Genomic DNA, 19,569 nt, shown 5'->3' with positions numbered 1-19,569 from the left:
CTTTGAAAACCGCAGCAATTGTTGATTATGGCAACCACACCTCAAAACCGACGCTCCGCCCGCTCCCCCGCCCCCGCCGCTCTCCTCCAGACCGCCGGCGCCCGCAACAAGTCCAATGGCGCCAGCAAGACTGCGCCGATTGCCAAACCCATTAAATCCGGTGACAAAGACGCGCCGCTGAAGGAAGACATTCGCCTGCTGGGCCGCCTGCTGGGCGAAGTCCTGCGCGATCAGGAGGGCGACGCCGTATTCGAAGTGGTGGAAACCATCCGCCAGACCGCCGTACGTTTTCGCCGCGAATCGGACGCCAAGGCCGGTGCCGAACTCGACCAGTTGCTCAAGAAGCTGACGCGCGACCAGACCAACTCGGTGGTGCGCGCCTTCTCGTATTTTTCGCACCTGGCCAACATTGCCGAAGACCAGCATCACAACCGTCGCCGCCGCGCGCACTTGCTGGCCGGCTCCGCCGCGCAGCCGAGCAGCGTGGCCTACGCCTTGTCGCGTCTGGACGATGCCGGCGTATCGGGCGCCAATGTGCGCGCCTTCCTGCAGGAAGCGCTGATCTCGCCGGTGCTGACCGCCCACCCGACCGAAGTGCAGCGCAAAAGCATTCTGGATGCCGAGCGCGAAATCGCGCGGTTGCTGGCCACCCGCGATCAGCCGCTGACGCCGCGCGAACTGCGCAGCAACACTGAACTGCTGCGCGCCCGCATCACTACGCTGTGGCAGACCCGCATGCTGCGCTATACCAAGCTGACCGTGGCCGACGAAATCGAGAACGCGCTTTCGTATTACCGCATCACCTTCCTGCGCGAATTGCCGGCGCTGTACGACGATGTCGAAGCCGAAATCGACGCCCAGTTTCCATCGCGTGCACGGGCCCGCAGCAATGCGGCCGATCTGCCGGCCTTCCTGCAGATGGGCAGCTGGATCGGCGGCGACCGCGACGGCAATCCCAACGTCAACGCCGACACCATGCAGCACGCGCTGAAGCGCCAGTCGACCACCATCTTCGATTTCTATCTGGAAGAAATCCATGCGCTCGGCGCCGAGCTGTCCATTTCCACCCTGATGGTAGATGCCAGCCCGGCGCTGCTGGCGCTGGCGGATCGCTCGCCGGATGCCTCCGACCATCGCTCCGACGAGCCTTATCGCCGCGCGCTGATCGGCATCTACGCGCGCCTGGCGGCCACCGCCCGCTCGCTCGGCGTGGTCAATATTCTGCGTCAGGAAGTCGGCGCAGCCGCGCATTATGGCGCGCCGGAAGAATGCATTGCCGAGCTGCAGATTCTGGCCGAATCACTGCAAGCCAACCACGGTGCGGCGCTGGTCAAACCGCGTCTGGCGGTGCTCAAGCGCACTGTCGAAATTTTCGGTTTTCACCTGGCCACGCTGGACATGCGTCAAAGCTCGGACATCCACGAACGCGTGCTGGCAGAGCTGTTTGCCAATGCCCAGGTGGAAGGCGCCTATGCCTCACTGGCGGAAGACAAGAAGATCGCGCTGCTGCTGAGCGAACTGGGCAAGCCACGCCTGCTGCATTCGCCGTATCTGCACTATTCGGACGAAACCAATTCCGAACTGACCATTCTGCGCACCGCGCGTGAAATCCGCCGCCGCTACGGCGCACGCGCGATCCGCAACTACATCATTTCGCACACCGAAACCGTGTCCGATCTGCTGGAAGTGCTGTTACTGCAAAAGGAGACCGGCCTGCTGCATATCGAAGGCAACCAGCTCAGTGAGCTGGAGCTGATGGTCATCCCGCTGTTCGAAACCATCCCCGACCTGCGCCTGGCCGCCGAGATCATGCGCGAATGGATGTCGCTGCCGCAGGTGGCGCGTCTGATCGCCAAGCAAGGCAAGTTGCAGGAAGTGATGCTGGGCTATTCGGATTCCAACAAGGACGGCGGCTTCCTCACCTCCAACTGGGAACTGTACAAGGCTGAAAACCAGCTGGTCGAATTGTTCAACCGGATCGGCGTCAAGCTGCGCCTGTTCCACGGCCGCGGCGGCACCGTCGGCCGCGGCGGCGGCCCCAGCTATCAGGCGATTCTGGCGCAACCGCCGGGCACCGTGAACGGCCAGATCCGTCTGACCGAGCAAGGCGAAATCATTGCCTCCAAGTTTTCCAATCCGGAGATCGGCCGCCGCAATCTGGAACTGCTGGTCGCTGCGACGCTGGAAGCCAGCCTGATGCCGCAATCGACCGACGCCAAGGAGCAACGCAAGCTGGCCGAGTTCGAACACGTGATGGAAGATTTGTCCGAGCGAGCCTATCAGGCTTACCGCAATCTGGTCTATGAAACCCCGGGCTTCACCGACTACTTCTTTGCGGCCACGCCAATTGCCGAAATCGCACAACTCAACATCGGTTCACGTCCGGCATCGCGCAAGGCTTCGCGCCGCATCGAAGATCTGCGCGCGATTCCCTGGGGCTTTTCGTGGGGCCAATGCCGCCTGCTGTTCCCGGGCTGGTACGGTTTCGGCAGCGCGGTCGCGGGCTGGCTGGAGCAAAGCGACAGCAGCAAGGAAAAAACCAGGCGCCTGAGCACCTTGCGCGCCATGTTCAAGGAGTGGCCGTTCTTTGCCGCCCTGCTGTCGAACATGGACATGGTGCTGTCCAAGACCGATCTGGCGGTGGCTTCGCGCTACGCCGGGCTGGTGGCCGACCGCAAATTGCGCAACGCCATCTTCGGTCGCATCGTCGGTGAGCATGAACGCACCAGCAGCATCCTGGCCCAGATCACCGGCACCAAGGAAAGGCTGTCCGGCAATCCGCTGCTGGCGCGTTCGATCAAGAACCGCTTCGCCTATCTCGATCCGCTGAATCACTTGCAGGTCGAGCTGCTCAAGCGTCACCGCGCCATCGCCGCCGCCAACCGGCCGCCGGAAGAACGCGTGCAACGCGGTATTCACCTGACCATCAACGGCGTCGCTGCCGGTCTGCGCAATACCGGCTGATTGCAGCTCGCCCGGGGCTTGCTTCAAGTCTTGCGCGCAGACCAAGTTTCGCTGCGCACAAGTCCATTTAATCCGCGCTGCATTCAGTTGCAGCGCGGATTGTTTTTTGCTTACCCGAGCCTTGCAGCTTTCGGGCAATTGCTCTCAACTCCCTTCATCTCACTCCGATTGCTTGCCATTATTTTAAATGTTGTCAGAAAATTCTTTGCAACAACAGCGGGCATGCCGTTTGCTTCGATAAAGTTTGAGCTTGCCGCGCCGTTAATGAAGATTCGGACCATTTTAAAGATTGATATTTTGTCCAGATTTGATCTGGATGGGACGCGAAATCTTTCGACAATCCGGTGCACGACCAACGAATTTTGTAAAATAGCGAGCCTAGCCGCAGTCGGATTTACACAAGAACGACGCGGCGTCGACACGGGGAACCAGAATCATGCGTACTTGGAGTAAAGCACTCGTTTCGCTTTGTTTTAGCGGCGCTCTTTTATATGCCGCCACTGCCTGCGCTGCGCCTACCGCCAGCGCACCACCGAAACCGCTGCAAGTTGAGCGGGTGTCATTGACCAGCATCGACAGCAAGGGCGGCAAGGCCACTGCGCTGTACGGCGTGTGGATCAAGTCGCGCAAAACCCTGGGCAAGACCGACAAGAGCCCGACCGTCATCGCCATGCATGGCTGCGGCGGTCTGTACAGCATCGTGCGCGACGGCAAGGGAGAATTCACGCCGCGCCATCTGGCCATGGCGCGCGTACTGAGCGATGCCGGCTACAACGTATTGTTTCCGGACAGCTTTACGCCGCGCGGGCGCCGCTCGACTTGTCAGGACAGCGCCGCCCAGCGCGAAACCAGCGCACTGAACCGGCGCCATGATGTGCAGGCCGCTCTGCGTTGGGTCTCAACGCAAAACGACGTCGACATGTCGCGCGTGGCCTTGCTGGGTTGGTCGCACGGCGCCAGCACCGTGCTGGCGGCGATGAATCTGGCCGAAACCGATGTCGCCGTCCGCAAAGTGCAGCCGCGCGCTGCGGTGGCCTTTTATCCGAATTGCCAGCCTTATGCCAAGGAAGGCTCGCCCTTCAAGCCGGCCGCGCCGCTGCTGATTCTGATGGGTGAAAACGACGACTGGACGCCGCCGGCCGCCTGCGAGGCCATGGAAAAACGCATGGAAGGCAGCGATACCGAGGTGGCGCTGCGTTTGTATCCGGACACCTACCATGACTTCGATGCACCCGGCCTGCCGGTGCATGTCCGCATGGACATCCAGGGCGCCGGCAAGCCGCGCGATGGCGTGACCAGCGGAGCCAATCCTGAAGCGCGCGAGCAGGCCTATCGCTCAATGTTGAATTTTCTGCAAGCCAAATTGCAATAAAGCTCAGCCGAGAAAATGAAAATGCCTCGGCAGAAAACTGCCGATGCACCACGCCTCTCGATTGCGTGACTTGGTTTGAAGCAGGTCACTGAAATGCTGCACCAAATAAAAATGCCGGGCTCATCACAGCCCGGCATTTTTATTTACATGGAAGCAAGTATCCGATCCAGTCCGCCGGCGCCTCAGACAACGCAGTCAGGCGTGCAGCTATCGCACCATGGCTGCGTTGGCAGATCCGCCGCAGAAAATCAGCTCACCAGTTCTTGCATGCCCTCGCCCAGTTCCGGCAAAGGCGGCATTTCTTCCTGCATCATTGCCAGCGTCACGCCCAATTGCTTGGCGACGGCTTCCGGGAAGGTCGATTCCATTTCTTCTTCGGAATACTTGTTTTCCTCCGCCCGCGCACGCCATGCAGCGATGTGCACGATGGCCGCGACCTTGTTGAACGGCGTCGCCGCCAGCGGCTGCGGGAAAGCCTTGATGACTTCCGAAAACTCAACCGGGAAGCGCCAGCGCTTGGCCAGCTCGGCGCCCACATCCGCAAAGTCGTAGCCGAAGGTGGTGCGTTCGATATCCAGACGGCGCGCATCCAGCGGACCGGCGACCTTGTCGATCTGCAAGGTCTGCTCCGGCATGCCGGCGTGCATCACCAACTGGCCGATGGCATGCATCAGGCCGACGGTGAAGGCGAAATCGGAATTGGCGTGCTGCTTCTTGGCCAGCCATTTGGCGACCAGCGCGGTATCCAGGCTATAACGCCAGAACAGCTTCAGATCGACGCCCGGCATATTCTTGAAACTGCCTGCCATGCCGGTGCTCACCACCAGCGTGCGCACCGTCATGAAACCCAGCATGAGCACAGCGTCTTCGACGGTGCCGATGCTGCGCGAGACGTGGTAGTAGGAGGAATTCGCCAGGCGCAGAATCTTGGCGCTCAAGACCTGATCGGCAGCGAGTTTCTTGCCGATCTCATCGATAGAGACCGCCTCGTTGTTGAAACTCTCAATAACTTCCTGAACCACCTTTGGAATGCTTGGCAATGCGGCTTGCTGTTGAAACAGTGCTTCCAGATTCATGACCTTCTCCCTCTAAGACGACCCCCGACACCTTCTGATGCAGAGACAGAAACTCTTGTTGATATTGATAGTGCGGCGATAGGCGCTAGCCGCCCGCACCTAGTTTTTATTGCAATTAATTCTAGAAATATTGCGTTTCGAGTATAGCTGCAAGATTTGGCAATCGGGCAATGTTTTTTAAACAAACATTGTTCGGCATCATGCTTCGGCTTACCGCCTCATTGAAGCGTTCAGCACAAACCGTACCAAGCTTCCACGATGCCTGAAGACGGCCAAATCTAAGGGCTGAAAACGGGTCAAAAAACCGGCGTTAAACGATATTTGAAGTTTTGGACGACGCGCCCGCTTGCATGGCAAGCTTGCTCAAAGCGCAGCGCTTGAACAATGCCTCACTCAAAAGAACAATCAGGAACAATCTGAAAATCCATGCGCCTGGGATCTGGCGACGCAAGCAACATGCCTTGCACGAGACGCAAGATGCTGAGATCGGCTAAAAAACAGCGAAACAGGTGTTTCGGCGAACAATTCTTGCAGCCGGACCGGGCATCGTGGGGAAAATACAGCGCACGATGCGGCCGGCATGCCGCTTACATGGCTCAAAGCGGCCCGGCTTGCTATAATCGCCGCTTCTCCGGAATCCCCTAATATGACAGCTCAATTATCGAAAAAAGGCGAAGCCTGGTCGGCTCGCTTTTCCGAACCCGTTTCCGATCTGGTTAAACGCTACACAGCCTCGGTTTTCTTCGACAAGCGCCTGGCGCAATTCGACATCGAAGGCTCGCTTGCCCACGCAGAAATGCTGGCGCACCAGAACATCATCAGCGCCGCCGACTATGCAGAAATCCAGCGCGGCATGGCGCAGATCAAAGGCGAAATCGACGCGGGCCGGTTCGAATGGCTGCTGGATCTGGAAGACGTCCACCTGAATATCGAAAAGCGCCTGACCGAGCTGGTCGGCGACGCCGGCAAGCGCCTGCACACCGGCCGTTCGCGCAACGATCAGGTGGCGACCGACATCCGCCTGTACATGCGCGCTGCAGTGGATGACATCCTGGGCCTGCTGCGCGACCTGCGCACGGCCCTGGTCGATCTGGCCGAGCAACACGCCGACACCATCCTGCCGGGCTTCACCCACATGCAAGTGGCGCAGCCGATCACCTTCGGTCACCACGTGCTGGCTTATGTTGAAATGTTCGGCCGCGATGCCGAACGCATGGCCGATGCCCGCAAGCGCATCAACCGTCTGCCGCTGGGCGCGGCTGCGCTGGCCGGCACCACCTTCCCCATCGATCGTCTGCGTGTGGCCAAGACGCTGGGCTTCGACGACGTCTGCCGCAATTCGCTGGATGCCGTTTCCGACCGCGACTTCGCCATCGAATTCTGCGCCGCTGCGGCGCTGGTGATGACCCACGTATCGCGCATGTCGGAAGAACTGGTGATCTGGATGAGCCCGCGCGTCGGCTTCATCGACATCGCCGACCGCTTCTGCACCGGCTCGTCGATCATGCCGCAAAAGAAAAATCCGGATGTGCCGGAACTGGCGCGCGGCAAGACCGGCCGCGTCAACGGCCACCTGATCGCGTTGCTGACCCTGATGAAGGGCCAGCCGCTGGCCTACAACAAGGACAATCAGGAAGACAAGGAACCGCTGTTCGACACCGTCGACACCCTGACCGACACGCTGCGCATTTTCGCCGACATGGCGCGTGGGATCAGCGTCAAGCCTGAGGCCATGCGCGCTGCTGCGCTGCAAGGTTATGCCACTGCCACCGATCTGGCCGATTATCTGGTCAAGAAGGGTCTGCCCTTCCGCGATGCGCACGAAGCCGTCGCGCATGCAGTGCGTACCTGCGTCGATCGCAATTGCGATCTGTCCGATCTGAGCCTGGATGAGCTGCGCGTGTATTCGCCGCTGATCGAAGACGACATTTTCGGCGTGCTGACGCTGGAAGGTTCGGTCGCTGCGCGCGACCATATCGGCGGCACCGCACCGAATCAGGTGCGTCTGGCCATCGCGCATCTCCGTAAAGAATTGTCATAAGCATCACCTCCGCCCCGCGCGGAGTTTGCACGCTGTTGCAAGACCTCTATCCGAGGTTCTTGCCGTGGTTTGTTCTAGCCGGTTTACGGTATTCTTGGCCGGCTGTATCGAAAGAGGCTGCACGACGGCCTACAGAGGATGGAGCAAATGTCCCGACACCCCGGGTACCTTAGCCTCGTCCTCTATAAGAATATCTAACTGAGGAGAGAACTCGATGCAATTCAACACCATGCTTAAAACCATCCCCGCGCTGTTGCTGAGCGCAACATTTGCCACACTGTCACAAGGCGCAATGGCAGCCGACGTCAAACTGGGCGTCGCTGAAGCGCTGACCGGTCCGGCCGCCAAATACGGCGTCGCCATCAAGAACGGCTTCACGCTGGCCGCCGAAGAACTGAACGCCAAGGGCGGCGTCAACGGTGACAAGCTGGTTCTGGTCGTAGAAGACGAACAGGGCAAAAAAGAAGAAGCGATCAACGTCTTCAAGAAACTGATTTTCCAGGACAAGGTGCTGATGGTTTTCGGCCCGACCCTGTCGAACTCCGCCTTCGCCGCTGATCCTATCGCCAACGCCGCCAAGGTCGTGGTGTTCGGCACCAGCAACACTGCCGACGGCATCACAGCCATGGGCCCGTTCACCTTCCGCAACTCCGTCATGGAAGCCGACGTGCTGCCAGTGACCGTCAAGGCGGCAGTCAAGCACTTCGGCATCAAGAAGGTTGCGGTGATCTACGGTAACGACGACGCCTTCACCAAGTCCGGTTACGACGTCTTCAAAGCCACGCTGGAACAGCAAAAGATCCCGACCACCACTACCGAGGCCTATGCCAAGGGCGACGTCGACTTCAAGGCGCAGCTGACCAAGATCAAGGCCGGCAATCCGGATGCGATCGTGTGCTCCTGCCTGGCTGAAGAAGCCGCCAACATCATTCTGCAAACCCGCGCGCTGGGCATGAAGCAGCCGTTCATCGGCGGCAATGGCCTGAACTCGCCTAAGCTGTTTGAAATCGCCAAGACCGCCGGCGACGATACCGTGATGGGCAGCCCATGGTCGGCAGAAAACCAGACCCCGACCAACAAGGCTTTCATTGCAGCATACAAGGCCAAGTTCGGTTCCGAGCCTGACCAGTTCGCAGCACAGGGCTACGACGCGCTGTACACCGTTGCCGCTGCGCTGAAGAACGTCAAGCTGTCCGGCAACCTGCCGAAAGATCGTGACGCACTGCGCCTGGCGCTGCCTGCGGTCAAGATCGAAGGCGCGACCGGCAAGTTTGCTTTCCGTGCGGCGCCAGCCGTGGCCGGCAAGCAAGTCGGCTTTGACGCCGACCAGGAAGCGGTGGTCAACATCGCCAAGGGCGGCAAGTTCGTCCTGATGAAGTAAGGCGCAAGCCCGGCTTCATCACTGCAACGCCGGCACGCTTCACTCAAGAAGGTATCCCGCAGATGCAAGCAGACTCCGGCTGGTCCGGAGTCTGACGTTTCTGCCGTTTCCCTCCAAAGAGGCGATGCCGGTGCTGCAAATATTTATCCGGTTAGTCCAGATCGGAACATAAGAACAGGCTGACGCGACAGCCGCACTTCCGATGTAACGAGGGATACATCGCCCGCCTCGGTGAGACACGGCAAGGCGCAGGACGACCTCATCACCTATCGCAGGCTCTATGTTAGAACAACAACTTATCAACGCTTTGTCGCTCGGCAGCGTCTATGCGCTTTTCGCGCTGGGCTTCACGCTGGTGTTCGGCGTGCTGGGCGTCATCAATCTTTCGCACGGGGCGATCTTCATGCTGGGCAGCTATGCCGCCCTGCTGCTGGTCGAACAAATGGCGCTGCCTTTATGGGCTGCGCTGCTGCTGGCCATGCTTGCCACCGGCCTGATCGGCCTGCTGGTCGACGTGCTGGTGCTCAAGCCGCTGCGCAAACGCAATGCGCCGCACCTGATCCCCATGATCGCCACCATCGGCGTCGCCATCATGCTGACCAATCTGGCGCAGGGTCTGTTCGGCGCTGAAAACAAGCGCTTCCCGGTCGGCACCATTCCGGAAGACAGCGTCACCATCGGCAATCTGCATGTGACTGCAGTTCAGGTCGGCATCGTCGTCATCGCCTTCGTGCTGATGGTGGTGTTGCTGGGCATCATGCGCCGCACGCAACTGGGCCGCGCCCTGCGCGCCATCGCCGAGTCGCCGAAAGCGGCTTATCTGCTGGGCATCAATGTCGAAGGCCTGTTCCTGCTGACCTCGTTCGCGGCGGCAGCGCTGGGCGGCGCCGCCGGCGTGCTGGTCGGTCTGTCCTTCAATGCGATCTCGCCGTTCATGGGGCAACCCATGCTGCACAAGGGCATCGCCGTGATCATTCTGGGCGGCATGGGCGACATTCGCGGCGCCATGATAGGCGGCCTGTTCCTGGGCTTCGCCGAAGTGCTGACGGTGGCCTACATCTCCAGCGACTTCCGCGATGCGGTGGCCTTCGGCCTGTTATTTTTGATTTTGCTCGTCAAGCCATCCGGCATGTTTGGCAAAGTGCTGGAAAGAAAGGCTTAACACCATGAACTTTATGGAATGGTGGGATGGCTTCTGGGCCACCTATAACACGGTTATTTTCAGCATCGGCGTCAATGCCATGCTGGCGCTTTCAATCTACGTCACGCTGTCGTGCGGCCTGCTGTCGCTGGCCAATGCGGCGTTCATGGGCATCGGCGCCTACACCGCGTCGCTGATCACCATGCAGGCGGAGCTGCCGTTTCCGCTGGCGCTGGCTGCCGGCGGTGCCTTGCCGGCGCTGGTGGCGCTGGTGATCGGGATTCCGACGCTGCGCCTGTCCGGCGTGTATCTGGCGATGGCGACGCTGGGCTTCGGCGAAGTGGTGCGCGTGATCGTGCTGAACATGGACATCACCGGCGGCCCCATGGGCCTCAACGGCGTACCGCCGCTCACCGAGTGGTGGCACATCGTGCTGCTGCTGGGCGCGACCCTCTACTTTCTGGCGCGGGTGCGCCGCTCCAAGATCGGCCGTGCCTTCGAGGCGATCAAGGAAGACGAAGTGGCGGCGCGTCTGATGGGCGTCAACGTGGCCGGCTACAAGCTGCTGGCCTTCGTCATCGGCGCGGCGATTGCCGGCGTTGCGGGCGGACTGAATGCGCATTACACCTTCACCATCGGCCCCAACAACTACGCGTTTGAAAACGCGGTCGACATCCTGACCATGGCCGTGTTCGGCGGCACCAGCAATCTGATCGGCCCGGCCATCGGCTCGACCATCCTGACGCTGCTGCCGGAAGTGCTGCGCCACTTTAAGGATTTCCGCCTCGCGATCAATGGCCTGATCCTGATTCTGGTGGTGCTGTATCTGCCCAAGGGCATATGGGATCCGCGCCGCATCCGTGCCTTCATGGGCCGCAAATCAGCCGCAGGCTCGACCTCAGCCGGGAAGGTGAAGTGATGCTTCAGTTCAATCAAATCAGTAAAAACTTCGGCGGCCTGCAGGTGCTGCAAGGCGTGCAATTCGATGTCCCGCAAGGCGGCATCTTCGGTCTGATCGGCCCCAACGGCGCCGGCAAGACCACGGTGTTCAACCTGATCACCGGGCTGTTGCGTGCGTCCTCGGGCAACATCGTGTTCAACGGCGAAGACATTGGCAACATCGCACCCCACAAGATCACTGAACGCGGCATTGCGCGCACCTTCCAGAACATCCGCGTGTTCAAGGAGATGACGCTGCTGGAAAACGTGGTGGTCGGCATGCACGATCACCTGAATTACGGATTCGGTAGCCTGCTGCTCAATCTCGGCAACTATCGCCGCATCGAAAAGGAAGCGCGCGAGCGTGCGCTGGAACTGTTGTCCTGGGTCCGTCTGGATCACAAGGCGCACATGCTGGCCGACAGTCTTTCGTACGGCGAGCAGCGCAAGCTGGAGTTCGCCCGCGCGCTGGCGACCAAGCCCAAGCTGCTGTTGCTGGACGAGCCGGTGGCCGGCATGAACCCGGCGGAGAAGACCGAGCTGATGGCCGAAATCCTCAACATCAAGCAACGCGGTTTCTCGATCTTCATGATCGAGCACGACATGCGTTTCGTGATGGGCCTGTGCGATCGCGTGGCGGTGCTCAACTTCGGCAAGATCATCGCCGAAGGCACACCGGATGAGATCAAGAACAATCAGGAAGTGATCGAGGCCTATCTCGGCAAGGAAGAAGCGGCATGAGTCAGACAGCACACACAACAGCCGCCACCGGCAAGAGAGAAATCCTGAAGGTGCAGGATCTGGCGGTTTCCTACGGTCACATCGAAGCCGTCAAAGGCATCAGCCTGAGTCTGAACGAAGGCGAAATCACTGCGCTGGTCGGTGCCAACGGCGCCGGCAAGAGCACTGCCCTGCTGGCGATTTCGGGTCTGGTCAAGGCCGCGCGCGGCCAGGTTTTGTTCAACGGCAAGGACCTGATCCAGCTATCTCCGCACCGCATCGTGGAAGGCGGCGTGGCGCAAGTGGCGGAAGGCCGCGCTACCTTGACCACGCTGACCATTGCTGAAAATCTGGCGCTGGGCGCCTACACCCGCAAGGACAAGGCGGAAATCGCCAAGGATCTGGCATGGGTGTATTCGCTGTTCCCGGTGCTCAAGCAACGCGCGGATGGACTGGCCGGCAATCTGTCCGGTGGCGAACAGCAGATGCTGGCCATCGGCCGCGCGCTGATGACGCGTCCCAAGGTCTTGCTGCTGGACGAACCATCGATGGGTCTGGCGCCGCTGATCATCCAGGAAATTTTCCGTATCGTGCAGGAGATCAACAAGACCGGCATGACCATCCTGCTGGTGGAACAGAACGTACGCCAGGCGCTGCGCATCGCACAACGGGGCTACGTACTGGAAACCGGCAAGATCGTGCTGGAAGATACCGGCGCCAACCTGCTGGGCAATCCCAAGGTGGTGGAAGCGTATCTGGGCGGTTGATGCGCTTTGCTTCACGAAAAATGGCGACCAGTTTTGGGTCGCCATTTTTTTTGCTTCATCATGAAGTGCCCTGATCCGAATTGCATAAACCACATGAGCATTTGCATCACATTCAACGATATCGGAGCAGGATTTCGTCTCATTCTTTAAGAGGGTGACGAGCACATTAAATATTAAATAAAATTCACAGCGACTCAACGTGGCATAACAGTTTCTTGACGAATTACTTACTGAACAGACGCGGGTGCGACAAAGAGTCCGCCTTGGCCCCTACCTTACGAATCGAATCTTCGACACCTCATCAGAAAGGAAAAGTATCCCATCAGGTCTAATTATGTAAATCCTTCCATCAGGCGCAACAAATTCGGCGATATCATCATCCGTGGCATACCTATTAGTCGTATTGAGAGATAAAACAACATTGCTGGAAAAAATGAAGTCCACTGCTACAGATTCATGCACTGCGAAATCGCGCAGATACGCGCCTTCAATACAACTCAATTTCTCAGATGCATTCTCGTCACTGATAGATTCACTGTCCACGATCACCTGCGCCTCGCTAGACAAGGACCAAAAGCAATCACGAATCCCTAACATGGCTTCGCCTTGACGAATCAGTCCCTTTCGCACATTGGTGATTTGGACCTCCCCTCCAAAATCCATATACAACATGGACCCGAGATATTTTCCGATTCGCCAGCAAACTTTATCTGCGACATGATCCAAAATTGCTTGACGCATCCCCCTTTCGCTAAGCTGCTGACGACGCCAAGGTGCTAGTGTCGTAAATACCATCAATATTGCCCCTTCTTAATAAGCTCCGCTATTTCACGAATGTCTTTGTAACCGAGATTACTTCCTTGGGCCCGCGACTCGTATTCAACTGCACGGCCAAGATCTTTTCGCTGTTGAGAATTGAGCTTCGCATCTCGTCCGGCATCATTCACCTGTTTATTCTGATCAACATTACGCTCAGGTTTGCCTTTCTTTTGTTTGTCGTTGCTGTTCCCGTCCTCGCCTTCGGGAGGAGGACTCGCACTCGCGCCTCCGCTGTCTATACCATTTCCAGCCAAAATCGACTGGGCAATGGCAACAGCCAAAGAATTAATCGCCGCTAAAAGCCCCATTCTTGGATCTACAAGATATGGGCCTTTTCCCCACAGATCGTTGATTTTTGGAACTGACCACGTTGTCGGTGGTGGGAAAGACGGGAGTTTTCCTGGAACATAGTGAAAATCATGAACAACAGGCACCGGTAGTAAGACCGGCGGTGGAACCACGGGAATTGCCACCGCAGCCTGCTTCTGCGGATTTTCTCTCGTTTCATATCGGTTATCATAGCGATCGCGGTCGGGTATATCGCGCTCACTTCTACCACCGCGATCACCGTGCACCTCAATATCAGGAAGATATCCGCTAGGATCGACCAAATGCAAGGGGCGATTCAATACATACGCATATCGATTATGACTCTGAATATCAAACGGAGCCTGAATATTAGGATCTGCGCTCATGAAACGCCCTAGCGCGGGATCGTAGACCCGACCATTCATGTGGATCAGGCCCAGTTCTTCCAGGTGCTCATGGTTGGTAAAACCACGATCCGTGTTCACACCAACCACAGCGCCCTCAGCATCAGTGGCACCACCCGGCAAGCGCCGCTTGCCAAAGGGCTCATAGGCAAGGCGCTCCATCACATTACCTTGCCCGTCCGTGATGGTCGTCGTCGACCCAAGCTGGTCACGGTGCATGTAGTTGATGACTTGTGTGGCGCCTGTTTGCTTGATCAGTGCAATCACGGCACCGCCTGCGGTGATGTAGTGCTTGTGTTCAGTGCTACCGTCAGCCTTGATATCCTTTTCATAAAACAAGCCGCCGGTGTTGTCCGGATTCAGGTAGATCGTGGTCGCACTTGGCGCGACTTGCTTGATGCGCTGGTGATCAGGCCCGTACACAAAGGACAGACCGACGCTCGGCGAATTGACTGTCTTTAACATCCCGTAGCTGGTATAGGTCTCGTTGCGACCACGATCGGCAATCACTGCGCCGGTGCTATCGACCGCCACTTCCGAGATCAGCGCGCCATTGGCATCATAGTTGTATTGCAGCTTGCCGCCGTGGATGAAATTGAGTTCCTTCAAGGCATGTGGGCGGCCGTTTGCCGGACCGTACACGTAGGTTCCCAGGTCACTGCGGTTGGTGATGTTGCCGACTGCGTCGTAACTGTAGTTGGTGCTCGCAAGACCAGCCTGCGGTGAATTCACCACCGCATTGGTCACACGGTTCAGGCTGTCGTAGAGGAAGGTTTCCGTGAGACTTTGGTTGCCATCCGCACGCGACACCAGATTGCCCAGTTGATCGTACTGGTAGCTGAAGTTTTGCACGCTGTTGCCAGCGCCGGCGTAGACGTTCTTGAGACGGCCGGTGCTCGCCTCAAAGACTTGCTGCGTAACGACGTTATTGCCGTAGGTCTGCTGCAGGATCTGACCCATGGCATTTTGCGTATCGGCGCGCCACAGCAGAGCATCAGTCTGATTGTTGCGTACTTCTTTCAGATAGCCGAGGCTGGTGTACACATACCTGATCACCAGCCCGGTTGGATAGGTCTGCGTCGTGATGCGACCATTCGGGTCGTAACTCACCCCTTCGCTGTACGCCGCATCGATGTTTGTGCTGGTGCTGACGTTACGGCCCAGACTATCGTAGCTATTGGTCTTCTGGTAGCCGTTATCGGAGCTGATGCGGCACAACTTGCCGATACCTTTGGCACAACTGTCGTATAGCCAGGTGCTGACAAGATCAGGCTCTGAACGACTGTTCATGCGACCAAGCTTATCGTAGCTGATGGTGCTGACTTGCCCTTTGGCATCGGTCTGTCTGACCAACTCCCCAAAGCCGTTATAGACGTAGCTCCAGGCGCCCATGTCTGGATCGACCATGCCTGTTTTACGACCACGCAAATCGTAGCTCATGGCGACGACATTGCCTTTGGGATCTGTGGTCGCGGTCAGGTTGCCAATGGCATCGTACTGGTAGGTCAGATTGTTGCTCTGCGCATCGGTGACCTTAATCACTTGCCCCTGGCTGTTCTTTACCTTGGTCTGCGTCTGGTTCAATGCATTGGTCACCGTCGTGGCGAGGCCATTGTAGGCCATCCGGTTCTGACTACCGTCAGGCGCCGTAGCCACCACAACCCGATTCAACGCATCATAGGTAAGCGTGCGCCATTGAACAGTTTGGTGGGAGTAGTACGGCAGGCTGGTGCGCGAGACACGGCCCAGATTGTCGTATTGAGTATCCTCAACAACAATACTGCTGCCATCGAAGCCAACCGTCTCGGTCTTAACTTCCCGATTCAGGCTGTCGAAATAAATTTTGCTCCAAGGGGCGATAGCCCGTTCACCATCAGATGCCAGATGTGTAGTCACAATCACATAACTTGCCAGCTTCGGGCAGGTGACCGTACCGTTGTTGATCCCGGCGCAGTACAAATACTCCCATTTAGTCTGCGTACCATCTGCTCGAATCTCTTTGATCTGGCGACCAAAGCCATCGTATTGCCATTGCGTTTTCAAACCATTAGGGCCGACCAAGCTGTTAATTCTGCCAAAACGCGCATCGTAGCTCCTGGTTTCGCTCTGACTCAATGCGTTAGAACTAACGACAGGAAACTGACCATTGGCATCGTACGTACTGGAGTACGTACGTGGGGCAACGGTTGCAGTCCCGGTTGCCGTTGAACTAGTAACTATCGCAACCTTGTTGCCGTAGATGTCGTAGGTGTAGTTGGTTTCCATCCGCAATTGCGGATGGTCTGGCTCGATTATTTCTTTGACCAATAGGCCTGTGCTCGCGTCGTATTCGAATGCGGACGTTCGTGTAATTGTGCCAGCCCATGTTTGCGCCGTGCCTCCAAGCCACAATCCAGACCAGCACACCATCCCAAGAAACACGGCTACAATTTTTTTACACATAGTGCTCCGGCAATGCTCTAACGGTTAATTAAAAACTCAGAGCAGGCGATCTTAAGCGGTGCAAAAAAAAGAGATATAGATGAACACCGAGTTTATGAAGAACTTGGAGCACTACAGAACTCACTGCTCACTCGCAAAGCAAATGGCATATAAAATATTTGAATAAATTGTTGACCAAGCACTTAATTACCATTAATATGCAGCCTCTTTCAAGCACTACGAGCTGTAACGCAGTGCTGAAGGCCCACGTGGCGGAATTGGTAGACGCGCATGGTTCAGGTCCATGTGCCGCGAGGTGTGGGGGTTCGAGTCCCTCCGTGGGCACCAAAACATAAAAGGTCGATTAACGAAAGTTAATCGGCCTTTTGCGTTTTCGGGGCACATGAGCAAAGCGCCTGCGCGCTTTGCGGGAGGGACTCGAAAGCCCGGCCTTGCTAGGCCGGGCGGGGTCGAGATACGTGACCGAGTCCCTCCGTGGGCACCAAAACATAAAAGGTCGATTAACGAAAGTTAATCGGCCTTTTGCGTTTTCGGGGCACACGAGCAAAGCGCCTGCGCGCTTTGCGGGAGGGACTCGAAAGCCCGGCCTTGCAAGGCCGGGCGGGGTCGAGATACGTGACCGAGTCCCTCCGTGGGCACCAAAACATAAAAGGTCGATTAACGAAAGTTAATCGGCCTTTTGCGTTTTCGGGGCACACGAGCAAAGCGCCTGCGCGCTTTGCGGGAGGGACTCGAAAGCCCGGCCTTGCAAGGCCGGGCGGGGTCGAGATACGTGACCGAGTCCCTCCGTGGGCACCAAAACATAAAAGGTCGATTAACGAAAGTTAATCGGCCTTTTGCGTTTTCGGGCACGGCACACGCGTATCCGCTATGTGCCCCCTATTTTTTCTTCTTCGTTTCTTCCACAGGTTTAGCCACCGCCCCGCGCACTTCAAACTGAATGCGATCCAGTTCAACGCCGCTGCGATCCTGCAGGATCAGACTGTGTTTGCCCGGCCACGGCATCCAGTCATCACTCAGTTCATTGACTTTCGCGCCGCCGCTCACCGCCACTTTTTGCAACGGAGAAGCGGAAGACTTCAGCATGCCCTCCACAATCGGCTTGCCGTCCAGCCGCCATTGACTGCCTGCGGGCGCGCCCTGCGCCTTGAAGCGGATACGCTGGCGCGCCGGCGGGATATCAGGATCAAGCGCCACCAGCATACCGGCAGTGGGATAGACGATCGACGTGCGGATCTCGCTGGCCTGTGCAATGCGAATGCGCTGCTGCACCGTGCCGGGCAGGAAATACTCATTGCGCGCCGCTTCGATCCCGTCGTCGTAAGTGATGGCCTGCGCCACCACATGGGCGGGCACGGCCGGCACTGCAGGAATCATGGCTGCGGGTACGCTCTTCCCTGCCCGCGCCGCGCCGCCTGCACTGATTGCATCGGCGACTCTCGCATTCATGCGCGCAGAAGTATCGCGCGCGTTCAGATACTGCATGACCTCCTGCCAGATCGGCGCGGCGCCGGTCACGCCCGAGACATCCCACATCGGCGCGCCGGAGGCATTGCCGACCCAGACGCCGACGGTATAGCGCGTCGAGTAACCGATGCACCAGTTGTCGCGCATATCCTTTGAGGTGCCGGTTTTCACCGCGCTCCACATGCGCGTCGACAAGGCGCTCTCGAGACCGAAGGTGCGCGCGCGTGCGCTGCGGTCGGACAAGATATCGCCGACGATGAAGGCGGAGTCGCCATCCATGCTCTGCGTGAAACGCACGGCCGGATCGTCCAGCCGCGTGCGCACGCCTGAATATCGGCCCTGATTGGCCAGCGCGCGATAGGCATTGGTCAGCGCCAGCAGGCTGACGTCGGCGCTGCCCAGCGCCAGGCTGTAGCCGTAGTAATCGCCGGTTTCGCGCAGATTGAAACCCAGATGCTGCAGGCGCTGGAAGAAACGCTCGGGCGTCACCATCACCAGCGTGCGCACTGCGGGAATATTCAGCGACGAACCCAGCGCCGTGCGCAGACTGACCAGCCCCTTGAATTGCTTGTCGTAGTTCTGCGGAATGTAGAGGCCGGCCGAGGTGGCCAGATTGACCGGCGAATCGTCCAGCAGCGAAGCCGCCGTCAGCCACTTTTTCTCGATCGCCATTTCATACAGAAAGGGCTTGAGCGTGGAGCCGGCCTGACGCAGCGAGACCACGCCATCGACATCCGCCGCGCCCGACAGATTGCCGCTGGAACCGACCCAGGCCAGCACGTCGCCGCTGGCATTGTCGATCACCACAATGGCGCCGTCTTCGATATTGCGCTCCACCAGCGCCGACAGCTGGCGCCGCAGCGATTGATTGACGAAGCGCTGCAAAGGCGCATCGATCGTGGAGCGCAAGCGCTGGCCGGGCTGGCTCAGCAGCTTGCGCGCCAGATGCGGCGCCAGTTGCGGCGCGGTGACGGTGCCCGGCAAATCGCGTCTGGCCACCGCACGCGCCAGTGCCAGTTCGGTAGCGCCGGCCAGGCCATTGCATTCGGGCGCAGCATTTTCTTGCTTGAGGATAGCGCAGGCGCGCTCGGCGACGCGCGCCGGTGTCGCGTTCGGCGCGCGGATCAACGCCACCGCAATGGCCGCCTCGCTGCGATTGAGGCCACTCGGATGCTTGCCGAACATGACGCGCGACAAGGCGTGCACGCCGACCAGCTCGCCGCGGAAGGCCACCATGTTCAGATAGGCTTCGAGAATCTGATCCTTGCGCCAGGAACGCTCCAGCGACTGCGCCACGAAGGCTTGCGAAATCTTTTGCGTCAGCGAACGCGGCCCGGATTTGCGACGCAGATCATCGTGGATCAGGCCGGCCAGCTGCATGGTGAGCGTCGAGGCGCCGCGCGTGCGCGTATGCCAGAGATTGCCCCAGGCTGAAGCTGCCACGGCATTCCAGTCAACGCCGCTATGTTCGTAAAAGCGGCGATCCTCGGAAGCCACCAGCGCCGTGCGCAGCGCCGGCGAAACATCCTCCAGACCGACCCACGATAAACGCCGCTCGCTCATGTTGACGCGCTGCTGTTGCAGCAGCTCGCCATGGCGATCGTAGAGACTGGCTTCGGACGACTGGAAGTCGCGTTGCACTTCGGCGAAGCTCGGCGCTGCTTGCGCCGGCGCATGGGCCAAAGCCATGCAACCGGTCAGCGCCAAGATCAGATATCCACGCGATA

The 19,569-nt window shown here is 58.5% G+C and carries 12 protein-coding genes and 1 tRNA gene; 9 read left to right on the top strand and 4 right to left on the bottom strand.

Features of this window, described 5'->3' with window-relative positions; genetic code table 11:
* The first annotated feature begins 27 nt into the window (after positions 1–27).
* Positions 28–2,964 carry a phosphoenolpyruvate carboxylase gene (gene ppc / locus PQR62_RS04465; protein ID WP_408155222.1) on the top strand — a complete coding sequence of 979 codons (2,937 nt, stop codon included), beginning with the start codon at positions 28–30 and terminating at the stop codon, positions 2,962–2,964.
* Between the two features lie 556 nt (positions 2,965–3,520).
* Entirely contained in the window at positions 3,521–4,336 is an 816-nt protein-coding gene (locus tag PQR62_RS04460; RefSeq protein ID WP_408155220.1) for a dienelactone hydrolase family protein, read from the top strand.
* A 248-nt stretch (positions 4,337–4,584) separates the two neighbouring features.
* Here PQR62_RS04460 and PQR62_RS04455 read toward each other — a convergent pair whose 3' ends face one another.
* Complete coding sequence (locus PQR62_RS04455) at positions 4,585–5,412, bottom strand: HDOD domain-containing protein (protein ID WP_408155218.1); 828 nt, start codon at positions 5,410–5,412, stop codon at positions 4,585–4,587.
* Between the two features lie 646 nt (positions 5,413–6,058).
* On the opposite strand from PQR62_RS04455, the gene argH reads away from it, so the two are divergent.
* From argH to PQR62_RS04425, 6 genes are all read left to right on the top strand, one after another.
* Complete coding sequence (gene argH, locus PQR62_RS04450) at positions 6,059–7,453, top strand: argininosuccinate lyase (protein ID WP_408155216.1); 1,395 nt, start codon at positions 6,059–6,061, stop codon at positions 7,451–7,453.
* 214 nt (positions 7,454–7,667) lie between these two features.
* Positions 7,668–8,834, top strand: a complete 1,167-nt coding sequence (locus PQR62_RS04445; protein WP_408155214.1) for an ABC transporter substrate-binding protein — start codon at positions 7,668–7,670, stop codon at positions 8,832–8,834.
* A gap of 280 nt (positions 8,835–9,114) precedes the next feature.
* Positions 9,115–9,996: a branched-chain amino acid ABC transporter permease gene (locus tag PQR62_RS04440; protein WP_408155212.1), complete on the top strand. Its 882-nt coding sequence runs from the start codon at positions 9,115–9,117 to the stop codon at positions 9,994–9,996.
* Positions 9,997–10,000: 4 nt separating this feature from the next.
* Positions 10,001–10,894, top strand: coding sequence for a branched-chain amino acid ABC transporter permease (locus tag PQR62_RS04435; protein WP_408155210.1), 894 nt, complete (start codon positions 10,001–10,003; stop codon positions 10,892–10,894).
* Complete coding sequence (locus PQR62_RS04430) at positions 10,894–11,655, top strand: ABC transporter ATP-binding protein (RefSeq protein ID WP_408155209.1); 762 nt, start codon at positions 10,894–10,896, stop codon at positions 11,653–11,655. The genes PQR62_RS04435 and PQR62_RS04430 overlap by 1 nt, the downstream gene beginning before the upstream one ends.
* Positions 11,652–12,401, top strand: coding sequence for an ABC transporter ATP-binding protein (locus PQR62_RS04425; RefSeq protein ID WP_408155208.1), 750 nt, complete (start codon positions 11,652–11,654; stop codon positions 12,399–12,401). The genes PQR62_RS04430 and PQR62_RS04425 overlap by 4 nt, the downstream gene beginning before the upstream one ends.
* Before the next feature lie 270 nt (positions 12,402–12,671).
* On the opposite strand, the gene PQR62_RS04420 is transcribed toward PQR62_RS04425, so the two are convergent.
* Positions 12,672–13,199 (bottom strand): hypothetical protein, encoded by a 528-nt coding sequence (locus PQR62_RS04420; RefSeq protein ID WP_408155206.1) that lies wholly within the window; start codon positions 13,197–13,199, stop codon positions 12,672–12,674.
* On the bottom strand, positions 13,196–16,198 hold the full coding sequence (locus PQR62_RS04415) for an RHS repeat domain-containing protein (RefSeq protein ID WP_408155204.1): 3,003 nt from the start codon (positions 16,196–16,198) through the stop codon (positions 13,196–13,198). The genes PQR62_RS04420 and PQR62_RS04415 overlap by 4 nt, the downstream gene beginning before the upstream one ends.
* Before the next feature lie 419 nt (positions 16,199–16,617).
* On the opposite strand from PQR62_RS04415, the gene PQR62_RS04410 reads away from it, so the two are divergent.
* Positions 16,618–16,702: transfer RNA gene (locus tag PQR62_RS04410), tRNA-Leu, on the top strand.
* Positions 16,703–17,254: 552 nt separating this feature from the next.
* Here PQR62_RS04410 and pbpC read toward each other — a convergent pair.
* A complete protein-coding gene (gene pbpC / locus PQR62_RS04405; protein WP_408155202.1) occupies positions 17,255–19,531 on the bottom strand; it encodes a penicillin-binding protein 1C in 2,277 nt (758 codons plus the stop codon).
* Positions 19,532–19,569 lie beyond the last annotated feature (38 nt).

It is taken from the genome of Herbaspirillum lusitanum (assembly GCF_046025995.1).
GTDB lineage: Bacteria > Pseudomonadota > Gammaproteobacteria > Burkholderiales > Burkholderiaceae_D > Herbaspirillum > Herbaspirillum lusitanum_A.
This window is presented reverse-complemented; position numbering and strand designations above follow the sequence as displayed.

Excerpts from the sequence above, each read along its gene's own strand:
- PQR62_RS04435 (WP_408155210.1), top strand. The coding sequence starts at position 10,001 with ATGAACTTTATGGAATGGTGGGATGGCTTCTGGGCCACCTATAACACG.
- pbpC (WP_408155202.1), bottom strand. The coding sequence starts at position 19,531 with ATGGCTTTGGCCCATGCGCCGGCGCAAGCAGCGCCGAGCTTCGCCGAA.
- PQR62_RS04445 (WP_408155214.1), top strand. The coding sequence starts at position 7,668 with ATGCAATTCAACACCATGCTTAAAACCATCCCCGCGCTGTTGCTGAGC.
- PQR62_RS04415 (WP_408155204.1), bottom strand. The coding sequence starts at position 16,198 with ATGGAAACCAACTACACCTACGACATCTACGGCAACAAGGTTGCGATA.
- argH (WP_408155216.1), top strand. The coding sequence starts at position 6,059 with ATGACAGCTCAATTATCGAAAAAAGGCGAAGCCTGGTCGGCTCGCTTT.
- PQR62_RS04425 (WP_408155208.1), top strand. The coding sequence starts at position 11,652 with ATGAGTCAGACAGCACACACAACAGCCGCCACCGGCAAGAGAGAAATC.
- PQR62_RS04440 (WP_408155212.1), top strand. The coding sequence starts at position 9,115 with ATGTTAGAACAACAACTTATCAACGCTTTGTCGCTCGGCAGCGTCTAT.
- PQR62_RS04455 (WP_408155218.1), bottom strand. The coding sequence starts at position 5,412 with ATGAATCTGGAAGCACTGTTTCAACAGCAAGCCGCATTGCCAAGCATT.
- PQR62_RS04430 (WP_408155209.1), top strand. The coding sequence starts at position 10,894 with ATGCTTCAGTTCAATCAAATCAGTAAAAACTTCGGCGGCCTGCAGGTG.
- ppc (WP_408155222.1), top strand. The coding sequence starts at position 28 with ATGGCAACCACACCTCAAAACCGACGCTCCGCCCGCTCCCCCGCCCCC.